Origin of the sequence: Novosphingobium huizhouense (assembly GCF_020179475.1) — a bacterium.
In the GTDB taxonomy this organism is placed as follows: Bacteria; Pseudomonadota; Alphaproteobacteria; order Sphingomonadales; family Sphingomonadaceae; genus Novosphingobium; species Novosphingobium huizhouense.
In genome coordinates this window covers 245,411-270,003 of sequence record NZ_JAILXZ010000001.1, presented here as the reverse complement: position 1 = coordinate 270,003, position 24,593 = coordinate 245,411, and the positions used below count along the sequence as shown (strand labels likewise).

General features: G+C 69.0%; 22 protein-coding genes. 10 read left to right on the top strand and 12 right to left on the bottom strand.

Annotated features, from left to right (window positions below; genetic code table 11):
• Positions 1-126: 126 nt before the first annotated feature.
• The 3 genes from K3A85_RS01290 to K3A85_RS01280 all read left to right on the top strand — a co-directional run bounded on the left by K3A85_RS01290 (position 127) and on the right by K3A85_RS01280 (position 4,310).
• A complete protein-coding gene (locus K3A85_RS01290) occupies positions 127-2,484 on the top strand; it encodes a TonB-dependent receptor plug domain-containing protein (protein WP_225204682.1) in 2,358 nt (785 codons plus the stop codon).
• Positions 2,484-3,509: a phytase gene (locus K3A85_RS01285; protein ID WP_225204681.1), complete on the top strand. Its 1,026-nt coding sequence runs from the start codon at positions 2,484-2,486 to the stop codon at positions 3,507-3,509. The genes K3A85_RS01290 and K3A85_RS01285 overlap by 1 nt, the downstream gene beginning before the upstream one ends.
• A gap of 108 nt (positions 3,510-3,617) precedes the next feature.
• Entirely contained in the window at positions 3,618-4,310 is a 693-nt protein-coding gene (locus K3A85_RS01280; protein WP_225204680.1) for a glutamine amidotransferase, read from the top strand.
• A 339-nt stretch (positions 4,311-4,649) separates the two neighbouring features.
• On the opposite strand, the gene K3A85_RS01275 is transcribed toward K3A85_RS01280, so the two are convergent.
• Positions 4,650-5,831, bottom strand: coding sequence for an aminotransferase (locus K3A85_RS01275; protein WP_225204679.1), 1,182 nt, complete (start codon positions 5,829-5,831; stop codon positions 4,650-4,652).
• Positions 5,832-6,108: 277 nt separating this feature from the next.
• Between K3A85_RS01275 and K3A85_RS01270 the strand changes: the two genes are divergently transcribed.
• The 6 genes from K3A85_RS01270 to K3A85_RS01245 all read left to right on the top strand — a co-directional run bounded on the left by K3A85_RS01270 (position 6,109) and on the right by K3A85_RS01245 (position 12,276).
• Positions 6,109-8,193 carry a S9 family peptidase gene (locus K3A85_RS01270; RefSeq protein WP_225204678.1) on the top strand — a complete coding sequence of 695 codons (2,085 nt, stop codon included), beginning with the start codon at positions 6,109-6,111 and terminating at the stop codon, positions 8,191-8,193.
• Positions 8,194-8,233: 40 nt separating this feature from the next.
• Positions 8,234-9,019: an SDR family NAD(P)-dependent oxidoreductase gene (locus K3A85_RS01265; RefSeq protein ID WP_225204677.1), complete on the top strand. Its 786-nt coding sequence runs from the start codon at positions 8,234-8,236 to the stop codon at positions 9,017-9,019.
• 58 nt (positions 9,020-9,077) lie between these two features.
• Complete coding sequence (locus K3A85_RS01260) at positions 9,078-9,740, top strand: TetR/AcrR family transcriptional regulator (protein ID WP_225204676.1); 663 nt, start codon at positions 9,078-9,080, stop codon at positions 9,738-9,740.
• Positions 9,741-9,824: 84 nt separating this feature from the next.
• Positions 9,825-10,604: an SDR family NAD(P)-dependent oxidoreductase gene (locus tag K3A85_RS01255; protein ID WP_169491895.1), complete on the top strand. Its 780-nt coding sequence runs from the start codon at positions 9,825-9,827 to the stop codon at positions 10,602-10,604.
• A 26-nt stretch (positions 10,605-10,630) separates the two neighbouring features.
• Positions 10,631-11,185 carry a cupin domain-containing protein gene (locus K3A85_RS01250; protein ID WP_225204675.1) on the top strand — a complete coding sequence of 185 codons (555 nt, stop codon included), beginning with the start codon at positions 10,631-10,633 and terminating at the stop codon, positions 11,183-11,185.
• Positions 11,182-12,276, top strand: a complete 1,095-nt coding sequence (locus K3A85_RS01245) for a zinc-binding dehydrogenase (protein ID WP_225204674.1) — start codon at positions 11,182-11,184, stop codon at positions 12,274-12,276. Before K3A85_RS01250 ends, K3A85_RS01245 begins: the two co-directional genes overlap by 4 nt.
• Before the next feature lie 152 nt (positions 12,277-12,428).
• Here K3A85_RS01245 and K3A85_RS01240 read toward each other — a convergent pair whose 3' ends face one another.
• Genes K3A85_RS01240 through K3A85_RS01210 form a run of 7 tightly spaced genes read right to left on the bottom strand, consistent with a single transcriptional unit; the run spans position 12,429 to position 20,557 of the window.
• Positions 12,429-13,676: an FAD-dependent oxidoreductase gene (locus K3A85_RS01240; protein ID WP_225204673.1), complete on the bottom strand. Its 1,248-nt coding sequence runs from the start codon at positions 13,674-13,676 to the stop codon at positions 12,429-12,431.
• Positions 13,673-15,235, bottom strand: coding sequence for an AMP-binding protein (locus K3A85_RS01235; protein ID WP_225204672.1), 1,563 nt, complete (start codon positions 15,233-15,235; stop codon positions 13,673-13,675). Before K3A85_RS01235 ends, K3A85_RS01240 begins: the two co-directional genes overlap by 4 nt.
• Positions 15,232-16,125 (bottom strand): SDR family NAD(P)-dependent oxidoreductase, encoded by an 894-nt coding sequence (locus tag K3A85_RS01230; protein WP_225204671.1) that lies wholly within the window; start codon positions 16,123-16,125, stop codon positions 15,232-15,234. The genes K3A85_RS01235 and K3A85_RS01230 overlap by 4 nt, the downstream gene beginning before the upstream one ends.
• Positions 16,122-17,270, bottom strand: coding sequence for a thiolase family protein (locus K3A85_RS01225; protein ID WP_225204670.1), 1,149 nt, complete (start codon positions 17,268-17,270; stop codon positions 16,122-16,124). Before K3A85_RS01225 ends, K3A85_RS01230 begins: the two co-directional genes overlap by 4 nt.
• Before the next feature lie 13 nt (positions 17,271-17,283).
• Positions 17,284-17,688 carry a Zn-ribbon domain-containing OB-fold protein gene (locus K3A85_RS01220; protein WP_225204669.1) on the bottom strand — a complete coding sequence of 135 codons (405 nt, stop codon included), beginning with the start codon at positions 17,686-17,688 and terminating at the stop codon, positions 17,284-17,286.
• Positions 17,685-18,539 (bottom strand): SDR family NAD(P)-dependent oxidoreductase, encoded by an 855-nt coding sequence (locus K3A85_RS01215; protein ID WP_225204668.1) that lies wholly within the window; start codon positions 18,537-18,539, stop codon positions 17,685-17,687. Before K3A85_RS01215 ends, K3A85_RS01220 begins: the two co-directional genes overlap by 4 nt.
• Positions 18,539-20,557 (bottom strand): oxidoreductase, encoded by a 2,019-nt coding sequence (locus K3A85_RS01210; RefSeq protein WP_225204667.1) that lies wholly within the window; start codon positions 20,555-20,557, stop codon positions 18,539-18,541. Before K3A85_RS01210 ends, K3A85_RS01215 begins: the two co-directional genes overlap by 1 nt.
• A gap of 94 nt (positions 20,558-20,651) precedes the next feature.
• Between K3A85_RS01210 and K3A85_RS01205 the strand changes: the two genes are divergently transcribed.
• A complete protein-coding gene (locus K3A85_RS01205; protein ID WP_225204666.1) occupies positions 20,652-21,308 on the top strand; it encodes a TetR family transcriptional regulator in 657 nt (218 codons plus the stop codon).
• 306 nt (positions 21,309-21,614) lie between these two features.
• Here K3A85_RS01205 and K3A85_RS01200 read toward each other — a convergent pair whose 3' ends face one another.
• Genes K3A85_RS01200 through K3A85_RS01185 form a run of 4 tightly spaced genes read right to left on the bottom strand, consistent with a single transcriptional unit; the run spans position 21,615 to position 24,586 of the window.
• Positions 21,615-22,472 carry an FAD:protein FMN transferase gene (locus K3A85_RS01200; RefSeq protein ID WP_225204665.1) on the bottom strand — a complete coding sequence of 286 codons (858 nt, stop codon included), beginning with the start codon at positions 22,470-22,472 and terminating at the stop codon, positions 21,615-21,617.
• Between the two features lie 16 nt (positions 22,473-22,488).
• Positions 22,489-23,841: a DUF3570 domain-containing protein gene (locus K3A85_RS01195; protein WP_225204664.1), complete on the bottom strand. Its 1,353-nt coding sequence runs from the start codon at positions 23,839-23,841 to the stop codon at positions 22,489-22,491.
• Positions 23,832-24,086 carry a DUF4266 domain-containing protein gene (locus tag K3A85_RS01190; protein WP_225204663.1) on the bottom strand — a complete coding sequence of 85 codons (255 nt, stop codon included), beginning with the start codon at positions 24,084-24,086 and terminating at the stop codon, positions 23,832-23,834. The genes K3A85_RS01195 and K3A85_RS01190 overlap by 10 nt, the downstream gene beginning before the upstream one ends.
• 26 nt (positions 24,087-24,112) lie before the next feature.
• The gene (locus K3A85_RS01185; protein WP_225204662.1) at positions 24,113-24,586 is read right to left on the bottom strand and encodes a TlpA disulfide reductase family protein; all 474 of its coding nucleotides are present in this window, start codon (positions 24,584-24,586) and stop codon (positions 24,113-24,115) included.
• Positions 24,587-24,593 lie beyond the last annotated feature (7 nt).

The window sequence follows — 24,593 nt, the reverse complement described above, 5'->3', positions numbered from 1 at the left end:
ATATCTTCATCATTTCATTGCCAAATTGTATCAAATTGCAACTGCGAGACTCTTGCAACATCGTTGTAAGACGCCAACCATAGTCGCGCCCCGACCGCTCTCGTTTGTAAGTCAGGGGACCTAACCATGATCAATGCTCCGGCGGGCCTGCGCCCGCGTCGCGCCGCCATGCGCGTGCTGCTCGCCTGCACCGCCGCGCTCGTCGCCGCGCCGGCCTTCGCCGCCGAAGCCGATGCCGGCGCAGAGGATGAAGCCACTCGTTCGGCGCGCGAGATCGTGGTCCAGGGCGACATCGGCTTCCGCAATCGCGAGGAAGCCGGCGCCGAGCCCAAACTCGTCTACGACACCGAATACTTCCAGCGCTTCGAGCCGCTGACTGCGGGCGATGCGTTGAAGCGCGTGCCTTCGGTCACGTTCCTGTCCGACGTGCTCGAAAGCGACGGGGCGCGGCTGCGCGGGCTCGATCCGGGCTACACCCAGATCCTGATCAATGGCGAGAAGGTCCCCGGCGCCAATGCCGACCGCTCGTTCTTCCTCGACCGCATTCCCGCCGAACTTGTCAACCGGGTGGAGATCGTCCGTTCGAACTCGGCGCGGCGCACCGGCGATGCCGTGGCCGGCACGCTCAACATCGTGCTGCGCGATGCGCTCAGCATGGACGGCGGCTACGTCAAGGGCGGCGGGCTGTTCTTCGACGACGGCAAGGTCAAGCCGAGCGGCGGCCTCTACTATGGCGGCGCGCTGGGGCCAGGACGGCTGCTGATCGGCGCCAACGTGCAGGGGCGCTACAATCCCAAGGACAAGAAGAGCCTGCGCTACGGCGATGGTCCCGAAAACAACCCGAACTTCGCGACCGAGGAATTCGATAACCGCGAGGACCAGAGCGACGTGCGCAACGGCACCGACTATGCCGGCAACGCCGCCTGGTCGTTCGACAACGGGCCGACCCGGTTCGAAATCTCGGGCAACTACGTGCGCACCGAGCGCGACCAGATCGAGCGCTCCTTCGAGTACGACGACCTCACCGCCACCAGCGGGCCGATCGACCTCGCCGATGACGGGCACCTGCTGACCGACAACTACAACCCGGTGTTCATCACCCAGGAAAGCTGGGCGGCGCAGGGCAAGCTGGCGCACGACTGGTCGCTCGGCACGACCACGCTGCGGATGGGCTACGCCTCGTTCCGCGACGTGACCGACGAGGAAGAGCACGAGATCGACTTCGACCGCGACGAGCCCCGCTATACCGGCGATCTGACCCGCCAGCGGATCAAGGATCGCGAATTTTCGGCGCAGATCGAGCAGACCTTCAAGATCACCCCCGAGGTCGATCTGGCGGTCGGCGGGTTCCTCCAGAACAAGCGCCGCAACACCGACATTTCGGCCACGCGCAACCGCTTCAACATCGACGCGGACCTCTCGGGCTACGACCAGTTCGCTGCGCGGCCCGACCAGTTCGCGATTGCCTTCGAGGATCTCGAAGCCGAGCCCGGCGGGCTCAACCGCATCGCCGAGGATCGCCGCGATCTCTACGCGCTGGTCGAGGGCAAGAGCGGTCCGGTGAAGTTCGAGGCGGGCCTGCGCTGGGAGAACACGACCGTGCGGATCACCGACCGCACCGTCGATCCGGCGGACGCAAGCTCGCGGGTCAAGTACGACTTCCTGCTTCCCTCGGCCTCGATCAAGCTCGACGTCGGGCAGGCCGGGCGCCTCACCGCCTCGGTCGCGCGGACCGTGCGCCGGCCCCGCTTCGACTACATCTCGCCCGCGCTGCTCGAGGCCGAGCTTGGCGACAACGACCTGCTCGGCAATCCGCGGCTTCGCCCCGAGACCGCGTGGGGCGGCGATCTCGGCTACGAGCACCGCATCGGCCGGACCGGCGTGGTCGGGGTCAACGTGTTCTACCGCAAGGTCCAGAACCTCGTCGAACTCGCCAACACCGGCGTCGAGGGCTCGGAAGGCGAGGGCACGTTTGTGCTCCAGCCGCGCAATTCGGGCGACGGCGAGGTCTGGGGCATCGAGTTCGACCTCTCGGCAAGCCTCGGCTTCCTCGGCCTTCCCGATACTGGCGTGTTCGGCAACCTGTCACTGATCGACAGCTCGATCCGCGACGAGTTCGGCTCGCGCCGGTTCAACGGGCAGTCGAAGTACGTGACCAACTTCGGCGTGATCCAGAATTTCCGCAAGATCGGGGTGTCGGCCGGCGCGACGTACCGCAAGCAGGGGCCGGCCTTCGACCGCATCGTCGGCGAGGAGATCCGCACGACGTACGGCGCCGACCTCGAGGTCTTCGTCGAGAAGCGCTTCGGCAAGAGCTTCACGATCCGCGCGGTGGGCTCGAACCTGCTCGACGGCAGCAAGGACGAGGCGTTCAACAAGTTCAACACGATCGCCGAGCAGCGGGCGCGCGAATACGACGAGTACGAACTCGAGACCGAGAGCGCGGGGCCGGTGTTCCAGATCGTCGCGCGGTACGCGTTCTGATGCGTGGCGCCGTATTGGGCCTGCTTGCGGGGATGGCGCTGGCCGGACCTGCGAGCGCGGCGCCGGTGACGGTCGAGGTGACGGCCAAGGCGGAGACCGCGCCGGTGGGCACGGGCAACGCCGACGCCGCCGACGATCCCGCGATCTGGCGCAACCCGGCCAATCCCGCCGCCAGCCTCATCGTCGCGACCGACAAGAAGGCGGGGCTGTACCTCTACGGCCTCGACGGACGGCCCCGCGACTTCTCGCCCGACGGGCGGCTCAACAATGTCGATCTGGTCGACATGGGGGCAGCGGGCGTGATCGTCGTCGCGAGCGACCGCAACGACGAGGCGCGCGCGAAGCTGCGGCTGTACCGGCTCGACACCCGCGCGGCCAAGCTGGTGCCGCTGGGGACGGTGGAGGCCGGGTGGGGCGAAGGGTACGGCGTATGCCTGTGGCGGCAGGGCAAGGCCCTGCACGCGTTCTCGGTGATGAAGCACGGCTTCGTCAGCCAGGTCGCGATCGATCTTTCGGGTGCAGCCCCCGCGGGTGAGATCGTGCGCTGGCTCAAGCTGGCGACCCAGACCGAGGGCTGCGTGGTCGACCCGCGCAGCGCGACGCTGTTCGTCGGCGAGGAAGATCGCGGCATCTGGGCCTTCGATGCGCGCGCCGGCGCCGCCATCGACGGGCGGCTGGTGGCCGAGGTCGATGGCGCGCAGCTCGTCGCCGATGTCGAAGGGCTGGCGCTCGCGCCCGTGGGCAGGCGCGGCGGTTGGCTGGTCGCCTCGAGCCAGGGCGACAATGCCTATGCCCTGTTCAAGCTTCCCGGCATGACTCCTGCCGGACGCTTCCGCATCGCGGCGGGCAAGCTGGGCGCAACCGAGGAGACCGACGGGATCGCGCTCGCCACCGGCAGCTTCGGCGGGCAATATCCCGCGGGACTGTTTGTCGCGCAGGATGGCGAGAACGCGCCGGCAGCGCAGAACTTCAAGCTGGTGTCGTGGGCCGACGTGCTCGCAGCGCTCAACGGGGGCAGCCGTTGAACGAGGCCAAACCTCATCTTGGCGCACGGCAACTTTAATACACTACCACTTCGGTAGAGTTTGCGGCAGGATCGAGGCATCCCGAGTCCCAGCGAGCCCGCCTGCCCCATGAAGACCGCGCTGATCATCCGACACGTGCCCCGCGAAGGCGTCGCCGGCTTTCGCGCGCCGATCGAGGCGGCAGGCTATGCGATCGACCGGGTCGACGTGACCGGTGACGACTTCGAGGCGCTCGACCTCGTCGCGCCCGACCTGGTGGTAATGATGGGCGGACCGATGGGGGTCTACGAGCGCGAGGCGCATCCCTGGATCGCCTGCCAGCTCAAGCTGCTCGCGAGGCGCCTCGCCGCCGACCGGCCGACGCTGGGGGTGTGCTTCGGCGCGCAGATGATCGCCGCGGCGCTGGGGGCCGAGGTCTATCCGGGGCCGGCCAAGGAGATCGGCTTCGGCGCCGTTGCGCTGCACGATCCGGCAAGCCCGTTGCGCCATCTCGCCGACGTGCCGGTGCTGCACTGGCACGGCGATACCTTCACTCTGCCCGAGGGCGCCGAACTGCTCGCCTCGAGCCCGCTCTACCCGCACCAGGCGTTCCGCCGCGGCCGCAAGGTGCTGGCGCTGCAGTTCCACGCCGAGATGGGCGAGGACCCGCGTTTCGACGACTGGCTCGAACAGGACATGGACTACCTGCTCCGGGCCGGGCAGTGCCCCGAGGCGCTGCGCGCCGCGCACGCAACGCACGGCGCGAACGCGGTCGCGGCAGGGCGGGCGATGATCGCCGAGTGGCTCGACCAGCTCGGCTGATCCGCCGGCGCGGGGCGGGCGGCGCGAACAGGCGGCTCGAGAGGCCCCAGGTTGACACAGTTGACACGGTCCAGAGAGCGGTTCGCGCCGGTCCGGCACGGGGCCTTCGCGCTGGACCATGACGAGGCGCGGGGCGCGGGACGGCTGCGCGCAAGTTGACACAGTTGACACGGTCCAAGGGGTGCTTTTCACGGCGCCCCGGCGGAGCGAACGAACCCGGTCCGGGCAGGGCCGCAAGGGCGCGATCGTGCGGGCTGGAGCGCGTGACATGGCGCGCCGGTCTACTTCGCGCGCCGCGTGTAGGACAGCGCCTTCGTCGTTACACGTGCAAGGCGCGCGTCAACCGTGGCCCAAGCCCTCGCGCCAGCGCGCCAGCCGTCCCACGGCCTCCTCGATCGTCGCGAGCGGCTTGCAGTGGCACAGGCGGACCACATGGGTCGGGGCCGCGTCGCCCTCCCACAGCGCCGAGACCGGAATCGTCGCGACGCCGGCCTCGCGGACGAGGCGCTCGGCGAAGGTCGCATCGTCGAGCGCGATGCCGGTGGCGGCGAGGTCGATGCAGGCAAACCACGTCGCGGCATTGGCGGTCACCGCGAAGTCGGCCTCGAACAGCCCGTTGAGCAACGCGAGGCGCGAGGCGCTCCAGCGTTCGTGGAGCGCGCGCGGGATCGCCGGGTCGGCAAGGCCCTCGGCCACCGCCCATTGCAGCATCGGCGGCGTGGTGAAGGTGAGGAACTGGTGCGCCTTGGCAAGCACGGCGGCCATTTCCGGCGCGCCGATCAGCCAGCCGACTTTCCACCCGGTGGCGCCGAAGATCTTGCCGGCCGAGCCGATCTTGATCGCGCGGCTCTCCATCCCCGGTTCGGCCAGCAGCGAGCGATGGCGCCGGCCGTCGAAGCGCACCGTTTCCCAGACTTCGTCGCAGATCGCGACGAGATCGTGCTCGCAGGCGATCCGCGCGAGCATGGCGAGATCGTCGTCGCTGGCGACGGTGCCCGCAGGGTTGAGCGGATCGTTGACGATCATCGCCCGGGTGCGGGGCGTGAGCGCGGCGCGGATGCGGGCTTCGTCGTAGCACCACAGCGGCGGCGCGAGCGGCACGAACACCGGCGTTGCGCCGGCGCGGCGGACCATCGGCGCATAGACGTCGTAGGCGGGTGAGAAGACGATCACTTCGTCGCCCGGGCGGACCACGGCGAGGATCGCGCAGGCGACCGCCTCGGTGGCGCCCGAGGTGACGACGACATGGTCCCGGGCAAGGTCGAGGCCCTGTTCGCGCGCATAGAACGCGGCGACCGCGTCGCGCAGCTCGGGCAGGCCGGTCATCGGCGGGTACTGCTGCGAGCGGGTGGAAAAGGCGCGGACCGCGGCGTCGGACAGCGCCTGCGGCGGCGGATCGTCGGGGAAGCCCTGGCCGAGATTAATCGCGCCGGATTCGCGGGCGAGGCCCGACATGCGTTCGAAGATGGTGAGCGGCAGGCCGGTGTAGACGGGCGAAAGACGGTCGGCAGGGGTGGTCATGGGCACCGAAGGTAGGCGAGCCGGGCAAGGCGCGCCACGCCTTTTGGCAGTCGAATGGCCTGTTCCGGGACGCATGACGGCAGGAGATGGGGCGGCGAAGGGGCGCCGGGGACGGACGCCAGCGCCCCCACGCAGCCCCCCCCTCGCAGCCCCTTGCCGCGGCGTCGGAAAGAATGCGGCGGTCCTCGTGGCGACCTTTGTCGGGCGTGCTCTTGCGCAGGCGCGTCGGGGGCCGCATACCGCTTTGCAATCAGACCGTTGCGAGAGAAACCTGATCATGGCCCTGACGTCCCGTGCCGCCGCGCTTTTCCTTCTGACCGCGGCGCCCTTCGCGCTGGTTGCTTCGCCGGCTCCGGTGCTGGCGGCGAGCGCCGCGCCCGAGCGCAGCTTTACCGGAGACGACCTGTTCAAGCTCGAAGGCGCGACCGATCCGCAGATCAGCCCCGACGGCAGCAAGGTCGCCTATGTGCGCAGCTCGGCCGATGTCATGGCCGACAAGGAAGTGCGCACGATCTGGCTGGTCGACCTTGCCAGCGGGCGGCACACCCCGCTCGTTGCCGGCGGGTCGCCGCGCTGGTCGCCCGACGGCAAGCGCATCGCCTATGTCGGGCGCGGCAGCGGGGAAGGGGCAGGCCCGGAACTGCACGTGCGCTGGCTCGACAGCGGGGCCGACGCCAAGCTGACGACGCTGGTCGAGGCGCCGGGCGGGCTGTCGTGGTCGCCCGACGGCAAGGCGATCGCCTTCACCATGCGCGTTGCCGACGAGGGGCTGAAGCTGGGCAAGGCGCCCGACAAGCCCGAGGGCGCGAAGTGGGCGGACGGGCTCGAGATCATCGACCGCGTGACCTATCGCTACGACGATGCGGGCTACATCGCGCCGGGCTTCGACCATCTGTTCCTGATCTCGGCCGAAGGGGGCGCGTCGCGCCAGCTGACCTTCGGCAAGTTCGACGACGGCGCGCCGCTGTCGTGGACGCCCGATGGCCGCTCGGTCGTGTTCTCGGCCAACCGCCGCGCCGACTGGGAGCGCGAGGCCAACGACAGCGAGGTATGGTCGCTCGACGTCGGCTCGGGGGCGCTGACCCAGCTGACCAAGCGCTATGGCCCCGACGGCAACCCGCAGGTCTCGCCCGACGGGCGGATGATCGCCTACCTCGGCTTCGACGACAAGTACCGGTCCTACGAGAACAACCAGCTCTACGTGATGAACCGCGACGGCAGCGGCGCGCGGTCGCTGACCGCCAAACTCGACCGCAGCATCGACGGGGTGATGTGGAGCGGCAATGCGCTGGTCGTGTCCTACGACGACAAGGGCGAGAAGAAGGTCGCCCGCATCGGCCTCGACGGATCGACCAAGCTGCTGGCGAGCGGCCTTTCGGCAGGGACCGGCTACGACCGGCCCTATACCGGGGGGGACTACTCGGTCGCGAGGAACGGCACGGTCGCCTATACCGCGAGCGGCCCCGACCGCCCGGCGGACCTGTGGGTGACGAGCGGGGGCGCCCCGCGCAAGCTGACCGGCCTCAACGCCACGTGGCTGGCCGACAAGGCGATGGCGCCGGTGCGCAAGCTGCCGGTGACCGCGCCCGACGGCCGCGCCATCGACGCCTGGCTGGCGGTGCCGCCCGGGCTGCAGCCGGGCAAGCGCGCGCCGCTGATCCTGGAAATCCACGGCGGGCCGAACGCCGCCTATGGCCCGGCGTTCTCGACCGACGTGCAGCTCTATGCCGCGCACGGCTATGCGGTGCTCTACACCAATCCGCGGGGCAGCACCTCGTACGGGGCGGAGTTCGCCAACCTGATCGACCGCGCCTATCCCGGCACCGACTACGACGACCTGATCGCGGCGGTCGATGCGGCGATCGCGAGCGGGGTTGCCGACCCCGACAACCTGTTCGTCACCGGCGGATCGGGCGGCGGTGTGCTGACCGCGTGGATCGTCGGCAAGACCGACCGGTTCAAGGCGGCGGCGACGCAGAAGCCGGTGATCAACTGGCTGTCCGAGGCGCTGACCATGGACGGCACGACGTTCACCTCGCGCTACTGGTTCGACAAGAAGCCGTGGGAAGACCCGATGGCGTACTGGAGCCGGTCGCCGCTGAGCCTGGTCGGCAACGTCAAGACGCCGACGCTGGTGGTGGTCGGCAGCGAGGACTACCGCACGCCGGTTTCCGAAGCCGAGCAGTACTACGCCGCGCTTCAGATCCGCGGCGTGCCGACCGCGCTGGTCAAGGTGCCGGGCGCGAGCCACCACGGCCTTGCCGGCCGTCCGTCGCAATCGGCGGCCAAGGCGGCGGCGATACTTGCCTGGTTCGACAAGTATCGTACTGACAAGCCTGCCGGAGATGCTGCCGCGAAATGACGAGCAACGCCCGGCGCGGATGCGAGAGGAGTTGCGCGTGATGAAGGGCTTGTTCGACCTGACCGGCAAGGTGGCGCTGGTCACCGGGGGCAACGGGGGCATCGGCCTCGGCATGGCCAAGGGCCTGGCCATGCACGGCGCGAGCGTCGTGATCTGGGGCAACAAGCCGGACAAGAACGCGCGCGCGCTCGAGACGCTGCGCGCCTTCGGCGGCGAGGTGCGGTGCGAGGCGGTCGACGTCGGCGACGAGGCGGCGGTGATCGCGGGCGTCGAGAAGATCGTCGACGAGTTCGGCCGGATCGACACGGCGATCGCCAATGCCGGCATCTCGATCGGGCGGGCGAGCATGTTCGACATCGCGATCGAGGACTGGCGGCGGATCGAGGCGGTCAACGTCCACGGCGCGTTCTGGACGATGCGCGAGGCGGCCAGGCACATGCTGGCGCGGGGCGAAGCCAACCCCGAGGACCGCGGCGGCTCGATCGTGTCGATTTCGTCGACCAGCGCGATCCACGGCGCGGCGCGCAACGAGCACTATGCCGCGAGCAAGGGCGCGGTGGTGACGATGACGCGGGCGATGGCGGTCGAGCTGGGGCGCAAGGGCATCCGCGTCAATACGCTGCTGCCGGGCTGGATTCGCTCGGACCTGACCGGACCGATGCAGGACAACGAGAAGTTCGAGCGCCAGGTGATCATGCGCGCGCCGGTCGGGCGCTGGGGCGAGGGCGACGATTTCTCGGCCATCGCGGTCTATCTCGCCAGCGACGCCTCGCGCTTCCACACCGGCGACGATATCGTGATCGACGGGGGATACACGATCTATTGAGGCGCGTGGCGCGGGCCATGCGGTTGACCACAGGGCGCGCTTGGTGACAAGGAACGGCATGGCCAGCCAGCCCGCCCACGCCGATGCTCCCGTTGCCCGCCCGCGCAAGCTGACCCGGCGCGGCGCCGACACGCGCGCGCGCATCCTCGATGCCACGGTGCGGGTGATCGTCTCTTCGGGGTTCGCCGCAATGACGATCGAGCGCGTGATGGCCGAAAGCGGGATCAGCCGGGGATCGGTGCTGCACCAGTTCCCCAACCGCCTCGCGCTGGCGGTGGCGACCGCCGAGCGCACGCTCGAGGCGGTGATCGAGCTCGCACGCAAGGCTGCCGAGGCCAAGCCCGATCCGTTCGAGCGGATGGCGAGCCATGCCGACGTGATGTGGCAGGCGCATTCGAGCCCCGAAGGCCTCGCGCTCAACGAGATCGTGACCGCGGCGGGCTGGGACCGCGAGCTTGCCGAAGGCATCCGCCCGATCATCGAGGAGGTCGAGGCCGACATCCGCGTCCAGTTCCTCGACATGGCGCGCGAGGCGGGTCTGCCCGATCCCGACGCCTTCGTGGCGCGCGGCTGGTGGCTGGTGGCGAGCGTGCGCGGCCTGGTGATCGAGCATCGCCTGCACCAGCCGCGCCCGATGATCGACGCGGCGCTCGAAGAGATGAAGGCAAGCCATCGCCGCTATTGCGAAGCGCAGCGCGACAAACTGGTCATGCTTGATTAGTTTTGGTTGACCGACTCCCCGCGCGGTGCCAGCTTGGCCGCGCAAACGGCGATGCGGACCAACGCGCGCCTTCGGGAGCAGGCAATGCGGTTCAAGGACAAGGTTGCGATCGCGACAGGCGGCGCTTCGGGCATCGGCGCGGCGTTCGTGCGCCGGCTGCACGGCGAGGGCGCCAGCGTGATGATCGCCGACCTCGATGCAGAGAAGGGCGGCGCATTGGCCGCCGAACTGGGCGAGCGCGCGGCCTTCCGCCAAGTCGATGTGTCCGACCCCGCCGCGATGGCCGCGCTGGCGCAGGCGACGGCAGACACCTTCGGCGGGATCGACGTGCTGTTCAACAACGCCGGCATCGGCTGCTTCGGCGAGACGCCGGATCTCGACATCGAGCAATGGAAGCGGGTGATCGCGATCAATCTCGACGCCGTGTTCTACGGCTCGAAGGCGGTGATCCCGTTCATGCGCCAGCGCGGCGGCGGGGCGATCGTCAACACTGCGAGCGCTTCGGGCATGGCGGCCGACTATGCCTTCACCGCCTACAACGCGGCCAAGGCCGGCGTGATCAACTACACCCGCTGCCTTGCCATCGACCACGCCAGGGACGGCATCCGCGCCAATGCGATCTGCCCGGGGCCGGTCGATACGCCGCTGCTGGTGACCGGCGTCGATGCGATCCAGGGCTTGCGCGCCGACTGGGAGCGGCGCGTGCCGATGAACCGCTTTGCCGATCCCGCTGAGATCGCCGCCGTCGCCGCATTCCTCGCGAGCGACGATGCCAGCTACCTGACCGGGGCTTCGATCCCGGTCGACGGCGGCCTGACCGCCCATACCGGGCAACCCGACCTGCGCCCGCTGATGGGCGCGTGAACCAGACAACCCCCGAGGAGAGTGCCATGACCGACGAAACCGAAAAGGCGATGGCCGACGTCGCTCCGTTCAAGATCTACCGCGCGGCGACGGCGAAGGACTTCAACGAGCTGAGCCACATGGAATATGCCGGGCTCACCCCGATCATCGAGGCGGGCCTCGCCAAGGCGGGCGAAGTGACGGCCAAGGATGCCGGCAACGTCGTCAAGGAGCTGTTCTCGATGCCGGGGATGAGCCTGACCTACGCCTGGTTCAAGAGCGGCTTCCCGCTGCCGCTGCACACCCACAACGCCGATTGCCTCTACTACATCGTGGCAGGCTCGCTGAAGCTCGGCACCGAGGAGCTGGGGCCGGGCGACGGGTTCTTCGTGGGCAGCAACGTGCCCTATACCTACAAGCCGGGCCCGAACGGGGTCGAGGTGCTGGAGTTCCGCACCGCCGACAAGTTCGACATCCGCTTCCTCGGCAAGACCGAAAGCTACTGGAACAAGACCGCGCAGGCGCTGGCCGACAAGCAGGACGCATGGGTGGGCGAACGCAAGCCCAGCGAACTCGCCGGACAGATGGTCCCCGCCGAATGAGCCACGGCGCGACGATGCGGGCCGTGGTTCGCCGCGGCCCGCGCCTGCTGGTCGACGACGTTCCCGAGGCGGTGGCCGGCGAAGGCCAGATCCTGACCAGGGTGCTGTCCTGCGGCATCTGCGGATCGGACCTGCACGCGGTGCACAGCCTGGAGCACACGGTCGAGATGGGCCGCCGCTCGGGCGCATCGGACACGATCGATCCGGCGCAGGACCTGGTCATGGGCCACGAATTCTGCGCCGAGGTGCTCGAAAGCGGCCCGGGCAGCGAAGGCAGGTTCAAGGCGGGCACGCGCGTGGTTTCGACGCCGTTCGCGTTCGGGCCACAGGGCGGCGAGCTGATCGGCTTTTCGACCAGGTTCCGCGGCGCCTATGCCGAGCGGATGGTGCTGACCGAAGCGCTGTGCCTTGAAGTGCCCAACGGCCTTGCCAGCGAGAGCGCGGCGCTGACCGAGCCGCTGGCGGTGGGGCTGCATGCGGTCAATGCCGCGCACCTGACCGACCGATCGGTGGCGCTGGTGGTCGGCTGCGGCCCGATCGGCCTTGCCGTGATCGTCGCGTTGAAGCGGCGCGGCGTGGGGCCGGTGATTGCGGCGGACTTCAGTCCGGCGCGGCGGGCGCTGGCCGAAAGGCTGGGGGCGGACGTGGTGCTCGATCCGGGCGCGGCATCGCCGCACGGGCAGTGGGAAGCGTTCGATGTGCCGCAGACGCTCGCCTCGATGGGGCAGGCGGCACTGACCGGACGCATGATCCGCGATGCGGTGATCTTCGAATGCGTGGGCGTGCCCGGCATGCTGCAATCGCTGATCGAGCAGGCCCCGCCGACGGCGCATGTCGTGGTGGTGGGCGCGTGCCAGGAAGACGACCGCATCCTGCCGGTGATCGCGATCAACAAGCAGCTGCGCTTCAGCTTCGTGTTCGCCTATACCCCCGACGAATTCGCCGAAGTGCTCCACGCGCTGGGCGAAGGCGCGATCGACGGCGCGCCGTTCCTGACCGGCGAGGTTTCGCTCGACGATACGCCGGGTGCGTTCGAGCGGCTGGGCCAGCCGGGGGGCGACGTGAAGATCATGGTCCAGCCCTGGCGGTAAGGCAGCGGCAGGACCGACCGTAAGGCAAACGGGGCGCCTGCTCCCTCAAGCAGGCGCCCCGGGCCCGTCTCCCAAGCGACGGGCCGGACAGGTCCGGCGCGCGCGGGTCCCTCAACCCGCGGCGCCGGACTAGCCGATGACGGTCGGTCCGGTCAGGCGAAGGCAGGTTCCTCGCCGAGCACGCGCGCGGCGTGTTCGCGGGTGAAGGCTTCGGGCGGCAGCGCCTCGGGCCCGGCGAGGACCGCGGCGGCGTGCATGCCGATGGTGGGATCGACCGCGCCCAGCTCGTGATAGCGGTGGCGGCGCGCGCGCGCCCTTTCGTCGAACTCCATGTCGAGCGTCGCCTGGATATAGGCGGTAAAGCGCAGGCGGCGCATGCGTTCGCGGCGCTCTTCCTCGTAGGGTCGGAAATCGGGCGCGGCGCCCGATGCCGTATCCTTGAGGATGTCGCTCACCATGCGCACGTCGCGATAGGTGATCGACTGGCCGAGGCCGAGGATCGGGTCGTTCCAGCCGGCCGCATCGCCCACCAGCACCGCGCCTTGCGCGTGCGGCGCATCGACGAGCGAGCTGTTGTTGTAATAGGCGTAGAGCGGGCCGGCGGGGGTGCCGTCGGCAATGGCGTCGTTGTGCGGCGCGCTCTTCATGCGGAAGGCGGCGAGGAACTTGTCCGCGCCGTCTGCCCCGGCAAAGCGCTTGGCTTGGTCGAGCGCCCAGCCGCCGTAGACGCGCATGCGCGTTCCCCCTTGCGGGAAGGCGAGGAAGGCGAAGTCGTCCTCGGTGCCGATCGCCTGGCGGGTATCGTTCCAGCCTTCGACGCCATCGACCAGCAGTCCCGCGAACCAGTGGTGAGGCTTGTCCTGCACCAGCGCGCGGCCGCAAGCCTTGCGCACCAGCGACTGGCGGCCTTCGGCGCCAACGACGAGCGGGGCGTGGGCGGTGTGCTCCACGCCGTCGTGGACGTAGGTGACGGACGGATCGGCGCCGAGCTGAACTTGCCTGACCTCGACCCCGCGCAGCGTGGTCGCGCCATCGCTGCCGGCCTTGTCGAACAGCGTCTGGCAGTGGACCGGGTGGCGCAGGCACAAGGGCCCCGCCACATCGGGCGCGAAGATGCCGAGGTCGATGGCCTTGGCTTCGGCTTCGCCCGGGGCGACGGTTTCGTCGTAGGTGACGTGGCTGGTGAGGTGGTGGCCGCCCGCCGCCATCAGCGTGTCGTAGAGGCCGACGCGGCGGACTTCGGTAACGCCCCAGGGCGCGATCCATTCGCCGCGCACGCGGTCTTCGTAGACCGTCGACTTTTCGAGCAGCAGCACTTGTCTGCCGGCACGGGCCATGACCGAGGCGAGGGCGGAGCCGGCAAGGCCGCCGCCCACGATAATAAGGTCGTGCCGGCTCATGCCGCCACCGCTGCCGCATAAGTGGCGCGCAGGGCCTTCTTGTCGGGCTTGCCCACCGCCGTCTGCGGGATGGCGTCGACGAAGACGACACGCTTGGGCGCCTGGACCGGCCCCTTGTGTTCGCGCACCAGCGCGATCAGCTCGCCGTCCTCGACCGTCTGGCCCGGGCGCAGCACGCAGGCGGCCCAGACCGCTTCGCCCCACTTTTCGTCCGCAATGCCGAAGACCGAAACCTGCGCCACGGCGGGGTGCTGGGCGATGACGTTTTCGACTTCGCTGGGGAAGACGTTGAAGCCGCCGGTGACGATCATGTCCTTCTTGCGATCGACGATGCGCAGGAAGCCGTCGGGGTCTTTGACCGCGACGTCGCCGGTGTGGAGCCAGCCGCCCGCAAGCGTTTCGCGGTTCTGCTCCTCGCGATCGAGGTAGCCGTCCATGACGAGCGGCCCGCGCACGCAGATCTCGCCCGGTTCGCCATCGGGCACCGGCTGGTTGTCGTCGCCCAGCAGCGCGACGTCGATGTAGGGTACAGGGCGGCCGCACGAGGCGAGGCGCAGCGGGTTGTCGGGATCGTGCTCGCTGCGGCGCAGGACCGAGACGGTCATCGGCGCTTCGGCCTGGCCGTAGAACTGGAAGAACACCTTGCCCAGCCGCTCGATGCCTTCCTTGAGGCGCGCCGGGCTCATCAGCGAGGCGCCGTAGAAGATCGTTTCGAGGCTGGAGAGGTCGTACTTGTCGAAATCGGGGTGATCGAGCAGCGCGTAGATCATCGTCGGCACCAGCATGGTGCAGGTGATCCTGTACTTCTCGATCGCGGCGAGGACGGCGCCGGGTTCGAAGGCGGGGAGCACGACCATCGTGCCGTGCTTCAAGAGCGTGGGGCCGAACAGCGAACCGCCGGCGTGGCTCAGCGGCACGACCGCGAGGACGCGCGGCTCGATCGGCCATTCCCACTCGCTCATCATGATCGACAGCGCGGTGCCGCCGGTGCGCGGGTTGCCGGGGATCGCCTTAGGCTTGCCGGTGGTGCCGCCCGAATAGGACAGGCGGGTGATCGTGCCCGGGTCCATGACCGGAGGCACCAGCGGGCCCGGCGTGTACTGGCGGGCGAGCGCGAGCAGGTCCTGGCCGCTTTCGCCATGGCCGAGGCTGAGCACGACCTTGAGCCGGTCGGTGCGCGCGGCGAGTTCGGCGGCGCGGCGCTCGAACTTCTTCGGATCATAGAGCAGGACTTCGACGTTCGCGTCCTCGATGGCGAAGAGGTGGTCGTCGGCCGAGCCCATCGGGTGCATCGCGACGAGGCAGCCGCCGGCATAGCCGATGGCGTTGTGCAGCAGCAGCACCTCGACCGAGTTGCCGGCCAGCAACGCGATGCGCGTGCCGTTGCCGATGCCGGCGGCGATCAGCGCCTGGGTCAGCTGGCTGGTGGTGTCGAGGATCTGGCCGCCGGTCCAGGCCGGTTCGCCCGCGAGTTCGACGATCGGCTTGTTGCGATCGCGTTCCAGCGCATTGAGGACGGCGTTGACCGGGTAGAGCGAAGGGTGGAGAAATTCGGTCACTGTGCGGCCTCCTTCATGCCTTCGAGCAGCGGGGCGATGAGGTTGGGATACCAGTTCTGCGCGGTGGCGCGGCCCAATGCGATGCCCTGCGCGATGGCCTGGGAGCCTTCGTCGGTGAAGTTGGGCAGGACGTAGAGATCGCCGTTCCCGATCGCGTCGTAGACCATGCGGACCAGCTCGGCGCGGGGCAGACCGTTGTCGACGGCTTCGCGCATCGATGCTTCGACGGCCGCCAGAACCGGGTTCGACAGGCGCTGGGCAACTTCACCTTCGAGCGCGCCCGAGGTCTTTTCGGGGAACATGATCTTCGACTGGACCACGCCCGGCATGACCACGGTGACGCCGATGTTGGGCACGCCTTGCGTCTGCAGGTCGAGCCAGAGCGCTTCGGTCAGCGCGAGGACGGCGTGCTTGGTCATCGAATAGGAGCAGAAGCCCGGATTGACCGTGATGCCCGCGCCCGAGGAAACCGTGACGACGTGGCATTCATCGCCTTGCGCGATCATGCGCGGCACGAAGGCCTTGATGCCGTGGATCACCGAGCGCTGGTTGACGCCGATCACCCAGTCGTACTGGTCGAGGCTGACTTCCCAGGTGACGCCCGCGGCAAAGACGCCGGCGTTGTTGAACAGCACGTTGACCTTGCCGAAGCGGTCGACGGCGGCCTGGGCCAGCGCTTCGACGTCCTCGTACTTCGCAACGTCGCCCTTCAAGCCGAGCACGTCGCCCTTGGCAGAGAGCGTCGCGACGGCCTCGCCGAGGGTGTCTTCGCGGATGTCCGAGATCACCACTTTCGCGCCGCGATGGAGCGCGCCTTCGGCCAGCGCATAGCCGATGCCCGAAGCGCCGCCGGTGACGACGACGACCTTGCCGTTCAGATCCTGCATCATGCCTTCTCCAGCACGTGGATGGCGCAGGCGGTGCCCATGCCGGGTCCTCCGCCGACGACGTGGGTGAGACCGATGCGGGCCCCTTCGACCTGGCGTGCACCGGCCTTGCCGCGCAGGTGGGTGGCGACTTCGTAGATGTTGGCGATGCCGGTGGCGCCGAGCGGATGGCCCTTGGACAGCAGGCCGCCCGAGACGTTGACCGGAACCTTGCCGCCAAGCGCGGTGACGCCTTCGTCGATCAGCCGGCCCGCTTCGCCATCGGCGCAGAGGCCGAGGTTTTCGTAGTGGACGAGTTCGGCGGTGGCGAAGCAATCGTGCAGTTCAACCAGGTTTACGTCGTCCGGGCCGATGCCGGCGCGCTCGTAGGCCGACTTGGCGGCGAGGCGCGTCGCGGCGCTGAAATCGGGCATCGCCATCTGCCGTTCGGCAAAGGGGTTCGAGCTCATCTCCGAGGCGCGGATGCGCACGGCGCGGTCCATCAGGCCAAGGCGGCGGACTTTCTCCTCCGCCATCAGCACCGCCGCGGCCGAGCCGTCGACGTTCACCGAGCACATCAACTTGGTGTTGGGGTACGCGATCATCTCCGCGCCCATCACTTCCTCGAGCGGCGTTTCCTTGCGGTACATCGACTTGGGATTGAGCGTGGAGTGGTGGTGGTTCTTCACCGAAACTCGCGCGAACTGCTCGAAGGTCGTGCCGTACTTGCGGGCGTGCTCGATGCCGATCTGCGCGAACATCGCGGGCATGGTGTACGAGCCGACGAGACCCTCGGGCGAAGGGCCGCCGCCGGTGCCGCCGAGCAGGCCCTTGCCCATCTGCTCGACCCCGACGGCCAGCACGGTGTCGTAGAGCCCGGCCTTGATCGCGATCCAGGCATCGCGGAACGCCGTGGCGCCGGTGGCGCAGGCGTTGGCGACGTTGACCACCGGGATGCCGGTCTGGCCGATCTCGGCCAGCATGCGCTGCCCGACCATGCCGTTCGCCTGGCCGAGGTTGCCGCAATAGAGCGCCTGGATGTCGCGGATCGAGAGCCCGGCGTCGTCGAGCGCGAGCAGCGCGGCTTCGGCGGCGAGGCCGGGGACGGTGCGGTCGGGGAAGCGACCGAACCGGATCATGTCGATGCCGACAACGTAGACGTCGCTCATGCCGCTGGCTCCTTCACGCGGGGACGAACAGGTAGGTGAGGTAGGGTCCGTCCGCGCCCGCCGGGTTCACCTCGCGGAAGACCATGCGCACGGGCATGTCCGGGGTGACGGCTTGCGGGTCGACATCGACCAGCGTGCCCTTGATGTGCGCGCCATCGTCGAGATCGACGATCACGTCGACGAACGGGGTGGCGACGCCCGGGAAGCTGCGGTGGACCACGGTCCAGGCCCAGACCTTGCCGGTTTCGGCGAGGCGGACGGCCTCCATCCGGTCGCGCGCGGTGCACTTGGCGCAGACATCGCGCGCGCCGACGTAGGTGTGGCCGCATTCGGTGCAGCGGCTGCCGGCGACGTAGGGGTGCCCGTCGTTCGGCGCGATGATCGGCAGCAGCGGGCGGACCAGCTCGGAAACGGTCATGCCGCGTCCTCCGGCGCGGGGGCGTGCGCGGCCATGGCGAGATGGAGCGGGAGCACCGCTTCGGGGTTCCAGGCGATGCGCTGGCCGGTGGTGATGCCGCCATCGACGACGATGTGCGTGCCGGTGACGAACGCGGAATCCTCGCTCGCCAGAAACAGCGCGGCGCCGGCGATGTCGGTGGGGGAACCGGCGCGGCGCAGGGGCTGCATCTGCGCCGCGCCTTCGACCAGCGCGGCGGTCATCTGGTCCGCCGCGGCCCGGTCGAGCCCCAGGGTCATGCCGAAGATCGGCGTCACGATCACGCCAGGGCAGATCGCGTTGACCCGGATGTTGTGGACGGCGAGGTCCGCCGCCGACAGCTTGGAAAGGTGGATGACGCCCGCCTTGGCGACGCCGTAGGCAAGGCCCCAGCCGGCTTCGAGCCCGGCGATCGAGGCGATGTTGACCACCGACCCGCCGCCGCGCGCGATCATCAGCGGGGCTGCGTGCTTGGTGCCGAGCATCGGCGCGCGCAGCAGCAGCGCGTGGGTCTGGTCCCAGCCGTCGACGGTCATGTCGAGGGAGCCCGCCGGAGTGCCGCCCGCGCCGGCGTTGTTGACGAGGATGTCGAGCCCGCCGAACTCGGCAGCCGCGGCGGCGCAGGCGGCGGCAATGTCGGCCTCCTGCGTCACGTCGCAATGGCGATAGGCGACCTTGCCGGCAAAGCGCGCGACGAGGTCGGCGCCCTTGCCGTCCTGCAGGTCGGCTGCAAGGATCTGCGCCCCTTCGGCGACGAAGCGTTCGACGATGCCGAGGCCGATCCCCGAGCAGCCGCCGGTGACGAGCGCGACCTTGCCCTGGAGGCGGCCCATCACGACACCTGCCGCGACAGGTAGGCCGCTTCATGGATCGCGTTGGCGTAGGAGCGCGGGCTGCGCGCATCGCCGACGACGTGGACGGTGACCGGCCTGCCCATGAACGCGCGTTCGAGCGCATTGTCCTTTTCGCGGCCCGCGCAGATCACGATGGTGTCGGCCTCGATCCGCACCTCGCCGTCGGCACCGGCGAACACCGCTTCGTTGCCCTCGATTGCCTTGAGCGCAAGGCCCGGTTCGGCGGCAAGGCCGGCATAGGCCATCATGCCCATGATCGCCCAGACGCGCGAGCCGACGTAGTTGGCGGGCGCGTAGGCTGGCGCCGCATCGACAAGGCGGACGTCGTGGCCGCGCAGCTTGTAATCGATGGCAAGTTCGGCGCCTTCGGCCGCGCCGACCACGACGACGCGCTTGCCGATCGCGGGCGGATCGTCGCGGCGCATGGCCTCGTCGATGCGCAGTGCAAGGCCACCGGTGCGCGCTTCGGCGAGGCCCGGCACGTCGACGGCAACGGGTTTCGCGCCGGTGGCGATGACGACCACGTCGGGGTTCTCGGCAAGGATCGTCGCGATGTCGGCCTCGACGCCGCAGCGCACGTCGACCTTCGACTTGGCGATCATCTTGCGGTGATAGTTGGGCTGGTAGCGCAGCATTTCCATGTTGGGCAGGCCGGGGTAGTTGCCCGCCCAGTCCATCGCCCCGCCGAGCGTTGCCGCCTTTTCGAACAGCACGACCTCATGGCCGATCTCGTCGGCGGTGAGCGCATATTCCATGCCGCCCGAGCCGCCGCCGACGACCACGACTTTCTTCGGGCGGTTGGTCGGCACGATGCGGTATTCGTCCTCGCGCCCGAACACGGGGTTCTGCGCGGAGCCTGCCCAGCCCTTGCCGAAGATGTTGCCCTGGAGCAGCGAGGCGCCGGTGTGAGTGGACAGCCGGATCTCGTCCTCGCGGCCCTGCATCATCTTGTTGGGGAAATCGGGATCGTCGAGCGACAGGCGGCAGACGCCGGCGAAGTCGGCGCCGGCTTCGTCGACCATCGTGCGCAGGTGATCGGGGGTGATGAGGTTGGCCGAGCCGATCAGCGGCATGTCGATGCCGCGCTTCTGCAGTTCGGCGCGCAGCTTGAGGATGTTGTCCTTGTTGACGACCTTGGGCGTGTAGAACGACGGGCCGATGAACTCGGTCGAATGGATGTCCGCCCGCCGGCTGGGCGCGCCGAGCATCGAGCCGAAGGTGCAGTCGAGCACCGAAATGCCGAGCGCATGGAGGCGCGGGGCATAGTGTTCGGCGAAGTATTCGATGTCGTAGCCGCCCTCGAGGTTCTCGTCGCAGCACAGGCGCGGAATGAGCGGGAAGTCCTTGCCGCACAGCTCCTGCGTGCGCTCGATGATCGCCTCGCACATGTAGAAGCGGTCGGCGTACTTGTCGGTGCGGCCTTGGTTGGCGAGCAGCGACAGGTTGGTGTGCGGCAGCGAGCCGTGGCAGAAGTGGAACGAGAGGAAATCGAACCCGGCTTCCTTCGCGCGGCGCCCCGCCTGCGCAAAGCTTTCGACGATATCGTCATAGACTTCGGTGGGGACGACGCCGCTTTCGGGGTTGCCGATCACGTACTTGTTGCTCGGGCCCCAGGCGACGGTGCCCGGGATCCAGCCCTTGCCGGCCTCGAGCGGGATGGTGGTGCCAAGGCCCGGGATGAGCCCGCCGTAGAACAGCTGGATGCCGGCGAGCGAGCCGTTGTTCTTGATCTCCGTGACGGTGTCGCGGAATTCGATGACGTAGTCCTCGTCGTAGAGGCCGAGCATGCGTTCGTTGATCAGGCCATCGCGGCGCACGCAGGTCGCGCCGACGATCGTCGCGGCATAGCCCCCCTTGGCGAGCGAGCCGTAGGCGGCGGCGAGGCGGCGCGTGGCGTACCCCTGCGGGTCCGACAGGTTGAGCGTGGTCGGAACGTGGATCAGGCGGTTCTTGAACGTGAGACCCTTCGCCTCGAAGGGCTCGAACAGCTTGCTCATGGTCATCCTTTCCCGGCGCCGCGTTTTGGTCTAGCGGTCGCCCCGTGATCTAAGTCACCTGACTTAATTGTACGATTAACTACAGGCGGGCGCAGTGCAAGTCAATTCGGTTCCGGTTATCGAAGAGAGCGAGAGCGATACCTCGCGCCTGCTGCTCAGGACGGCGCGCAAGTTGTTCGCCGAGCGCGGAATCCGCGCGGTGACGGTGCGCGAGATCGCGCGCGAGGCGGGGCAGCGCAACCAGGGCGCGGTCGCCTATCACTTCGGCACCAAGGACGCGCTGGTCGAGCGCATCCTGGTCGACGGGGCGCAGCGAATTGAGGCGCGGCGCCATGCATTCCTGGCCGAGCTGGAAGCAGCCGGCGGCCCGCACACCGTGCGCGAAGCGGTGGCGGCGGTGATCGTGCCCTCGGTCGCCTTCGCCGACGAGGACGAGGAGCACGGCTCGTACTTCAACCGCTTCCTGATGCGGCTGGCGCTCTACGATCCCGGGCTGATCGACCGAACGCTCGCCGGGCGGTACAACGCCGGCTACCAGCGCTGCCTGACGCACTTGCGTCGCCTGCTAGCGCACCTGCCGCGCGAAACGCAGAGCCGGCGCTTCGGCTTCTTCGGCAGCTACATCTCTGCGCTGCTCGCCGAGCGTGAGGCCGTGCTTGCCGAAGGGTCGGCCGAACGGCGCCGGTGGCGGTCGGACAAGGCGCTCGACGACCTGATCGTGACGGCGGCGGCGCTGCTCGAAACGGCATGATAAAGAGCCCGGTCGCAAGATCGGGGCTACCGTAATACCACCATTTTGGTGCAGTAGTGCTCCCCGTGCGAGCCCGATTGGGCGCGTCACCGGGGTATTCATATCATGTTAGCAAGAATAAAATGCCTGGTTAATCGCCATGCGCCGAGGCGCAGTGCCGTGGAGTGGGATGGCGATGACTTCGTAGGTCATTGTCGTCATTGTGAAAAATCCATCAGGCGTATTCGCCGCGGGCATTGGGTACTGCGCGAAGACCAGTCCGCTCCGGCCAAGGGCAGCACTGCACGCTGATTCGCGCCCGCCGCATCAGCGCAAGGTCCAGAACTGTACCCCTTCGGCTTCGAGGAAGGCTTCGGCATCGCGGCCGCGCAGCATCGCCAGCGTGGCCAGCGTGCCGGCCTCGAGGCAGGTTCGCGCCGCGACGGTGACCGAGCGCGGCGGGTCGGCGACCGGCCAGCCGCTGCGGGGATCGAGGATGTGGCCGTAGCGCACCCCGTCCTTGAGCAGGAAGCGCCGCGCATCGCCGCTGGTGGCGAGGCCGGACGCCGCGAATTCGAGCACGCCGCCCGCGGCCCTGGCAGGATCGACCGATTCGATCGCGACCTTCCAGCGGCCGCCGCGCTTCGCCGCAGTGGTGCGCAAGTCGCCGCCGAAGTTGACCAGCGCGGGCAGCTGCGCGCCGTTCAGGATCACCTGCGCGGCGCGGTCGACGGCATATTCCTTGGCGATGCCGCCGAGATCGATCTCCATGCCGGGCGGCAGGGCGAGCATGCCGTCGCGCCAGCGCACCTTGTCCCAGCCGACCAACGGCAGCAGCGCCGCCACCTGTTCGCTCGTGGGGAGATTGGCCGAACCATCGAAGGTCCAGGCGCGCCGCAGCACGCCCGAGGTCGCGTCGAACAGCCCGCCCGACAGCGCGTGGAGCTGCGCTGCATAGTCGATCAGCCCGGCCGCCTCGGCGTCGAGCGCGATCGCCGCGCCGCCTGCGTTGTTGATCTGCCAGACCACGCCGGTGTCGCGATAGCGGGTGAACTTGGCCTCGATCCGCCGCGCTTCGGCTTCGGCGGTGCGGGCGAGGCGCACGGCGAGCGCGCCGTCGTCGCACTCGATCTGGATCTCGCAGGGGCTGGCCATCGCCGAAAAGCGGTGGTGGTGGACGGGCACGTCGGGACTCGACCTTTCAGCGCAAGTGGTAGCGCAGGCCCGCGACGAGGCTGGTCGATCGCGAGCCGGCGAAGAGATCGACCTTGGCCATCGTGCCGGGGGCGTCGCGATAGAAGCGCTTGCCGTTCTGCACGTAGCGCTGGGCCGAGCCGTAGAGCTCGACGCGATCGGACAGGTGCACCCCGCCCTTCAGCCCGAAGGTCCAGGCGCCGAACGCGCCGAGGCGGCTGTCGGCGCTGACGTAGGTGGGGGTCGGCTCGTCGAGCAGCAGGTAGTTGCGGAAGAAGTCGGCCTTGCTCTGGTGGTAGTAGCGCACCAGCGGCTCGACGTAGGCGCTGCGACCTGCGGGGAGGTGTTCGGACAGGCCGAAGGTCCAGGCGGTGATCCCCCAGCTGTCGTGATACCAGCGCGCGGTGGCGTCGGTGACATAGGAGCCGAGCGCGAGCTTGCTGGCGAGGAACAGGCTGTTGCGGATGCGCCGGCGCGGGCGGCTTTCGTAAACGTAGAAGAACGGATCGCCGCTGTCGCGGTCGGTCAGGGTGACGAGCTTGTAGGGATCGGTGTGGTAGCCGCGGCTGTTGCCGGTGCTCCAGTTGAACTGGACCAGCCACGCGGGCGTCAGCACCTGGGTGATGCCGAGCACGAGGCTGTCGACCCGCTTGATCCGCTGCTTGCCGATCGCAGGATCGCCCATGCTGCCGAGCGGCATGGGAATGCCGGTGATCGGCTTCGATTCATCGTGCTCATAGTTGTAGCCGAGCGAGAGCGTGGTGTTCTTGTCGAACAGGTCCTTGGCAAGGCCGACGCGCCACGACCACGAGGTGTAGTCGCTCTCCCACGAGGCATTGCCGCCGAGGCTGAGCCGGAACCCGGCGCGCGCGGGCAGGGTCAGGCCGAGGTCGCCGGCCTTGCGCTGGTCCTTGAAGTGCGGGTCGACCGGGAGCGTGCCGGCGGGCGCGGTATAGGCGCCCGAGGCGCCGGTGCGGGTATCGGCGGCGGGCAGGTGGCCGCCGGCGGGAAGCGGTCCGATGAAGTCCTGGTCGTAGCGCGCGCGCGTCGCCCCGTTGGGGGTTGCGCCGGTCAGGCTGTCGTAGGTGAAGCGGCCCGACACGGCGAGGCCGTCGGCGCCGGTCCAGGCAAGCCCGGTCTCGGCCTCGACCGCTCGGACGCGGCCGCCGTCTTCCTGGTAGTATAGCACCGCGCTGTCGGCGACGAGCGCGTCGACGTCGCTGGCGCTCTGGTCGTAGGCATTGCCCGGGGCGACGGATGGTGCGTCCTGCTGCTGTTGCTGGGCGGCCGCGGGCAGGGCGACGAGGCCGGCGGCGAGCGCGCCGATGGTGGCAGCGATCCCGCCCGGCTTCAGTTGCACCCGCAGCCTCCGCCGTCGAACCCCCGCCCGCCGGCGGCGGCTTCCTTGCTGAAGTAGGTGTGATCGTCGAAGGCGAGCAGCGCCGGTTCGACCGCGAGCTGCATCGACTTGCGCGCGAGCACGTCGCGTTCCCACGGTCGCGCGCCGAGCTTGAGGTGCGGCGCGGCGCCGTCGTGCGCGCAGGCGGCGAGCGCGAGCGTGCCGGCGGTCAGCGCGAGCAGCGCGAGACGACGATCGACGGACATGGCCTTTCCCCTTCGAACGGGCGCGATCAGTGTTCGCGCACCAGCGTGGCGACGTGGGCTTCGTATTCGCCGGTCTTGCCCGGGAAGAAGCCCTGGTGGCGGAAGCGCATCGCGCCCTTGCGGTCGAACACCAGCGAGGTCGGCATGTCGGCAACCTTCCATGCCTTCGCGCTCGCGCCCTGGGCGTCGTAGATCACCGGAAGGGTCGAGTGGACCTGCTTGAGGAAGGCGTCGGCCTGCGGCTTCTGCCGGTCGAGGTTGACCGTCACCACCGCGACGTCGTTCGGATAGCGCGCGGCGAGGCCCTGCATCCACGGGAACGAGAGCTTGCACGGACCGCACCACGAGGCCCAGAAATCGAGGTAGACGACCTTGCCGCGATAGCGCGAGAGATCGGGCGGCGCGGCATCGGCGGCGTGCGCTGCGAGCGGCGCGAGCGCGAGGCCGGCGAGAGCGGAACCGGCAAGGGCGAGCAGGCTGCGGCGGGCGAAGGTGCGCATGGGGCGA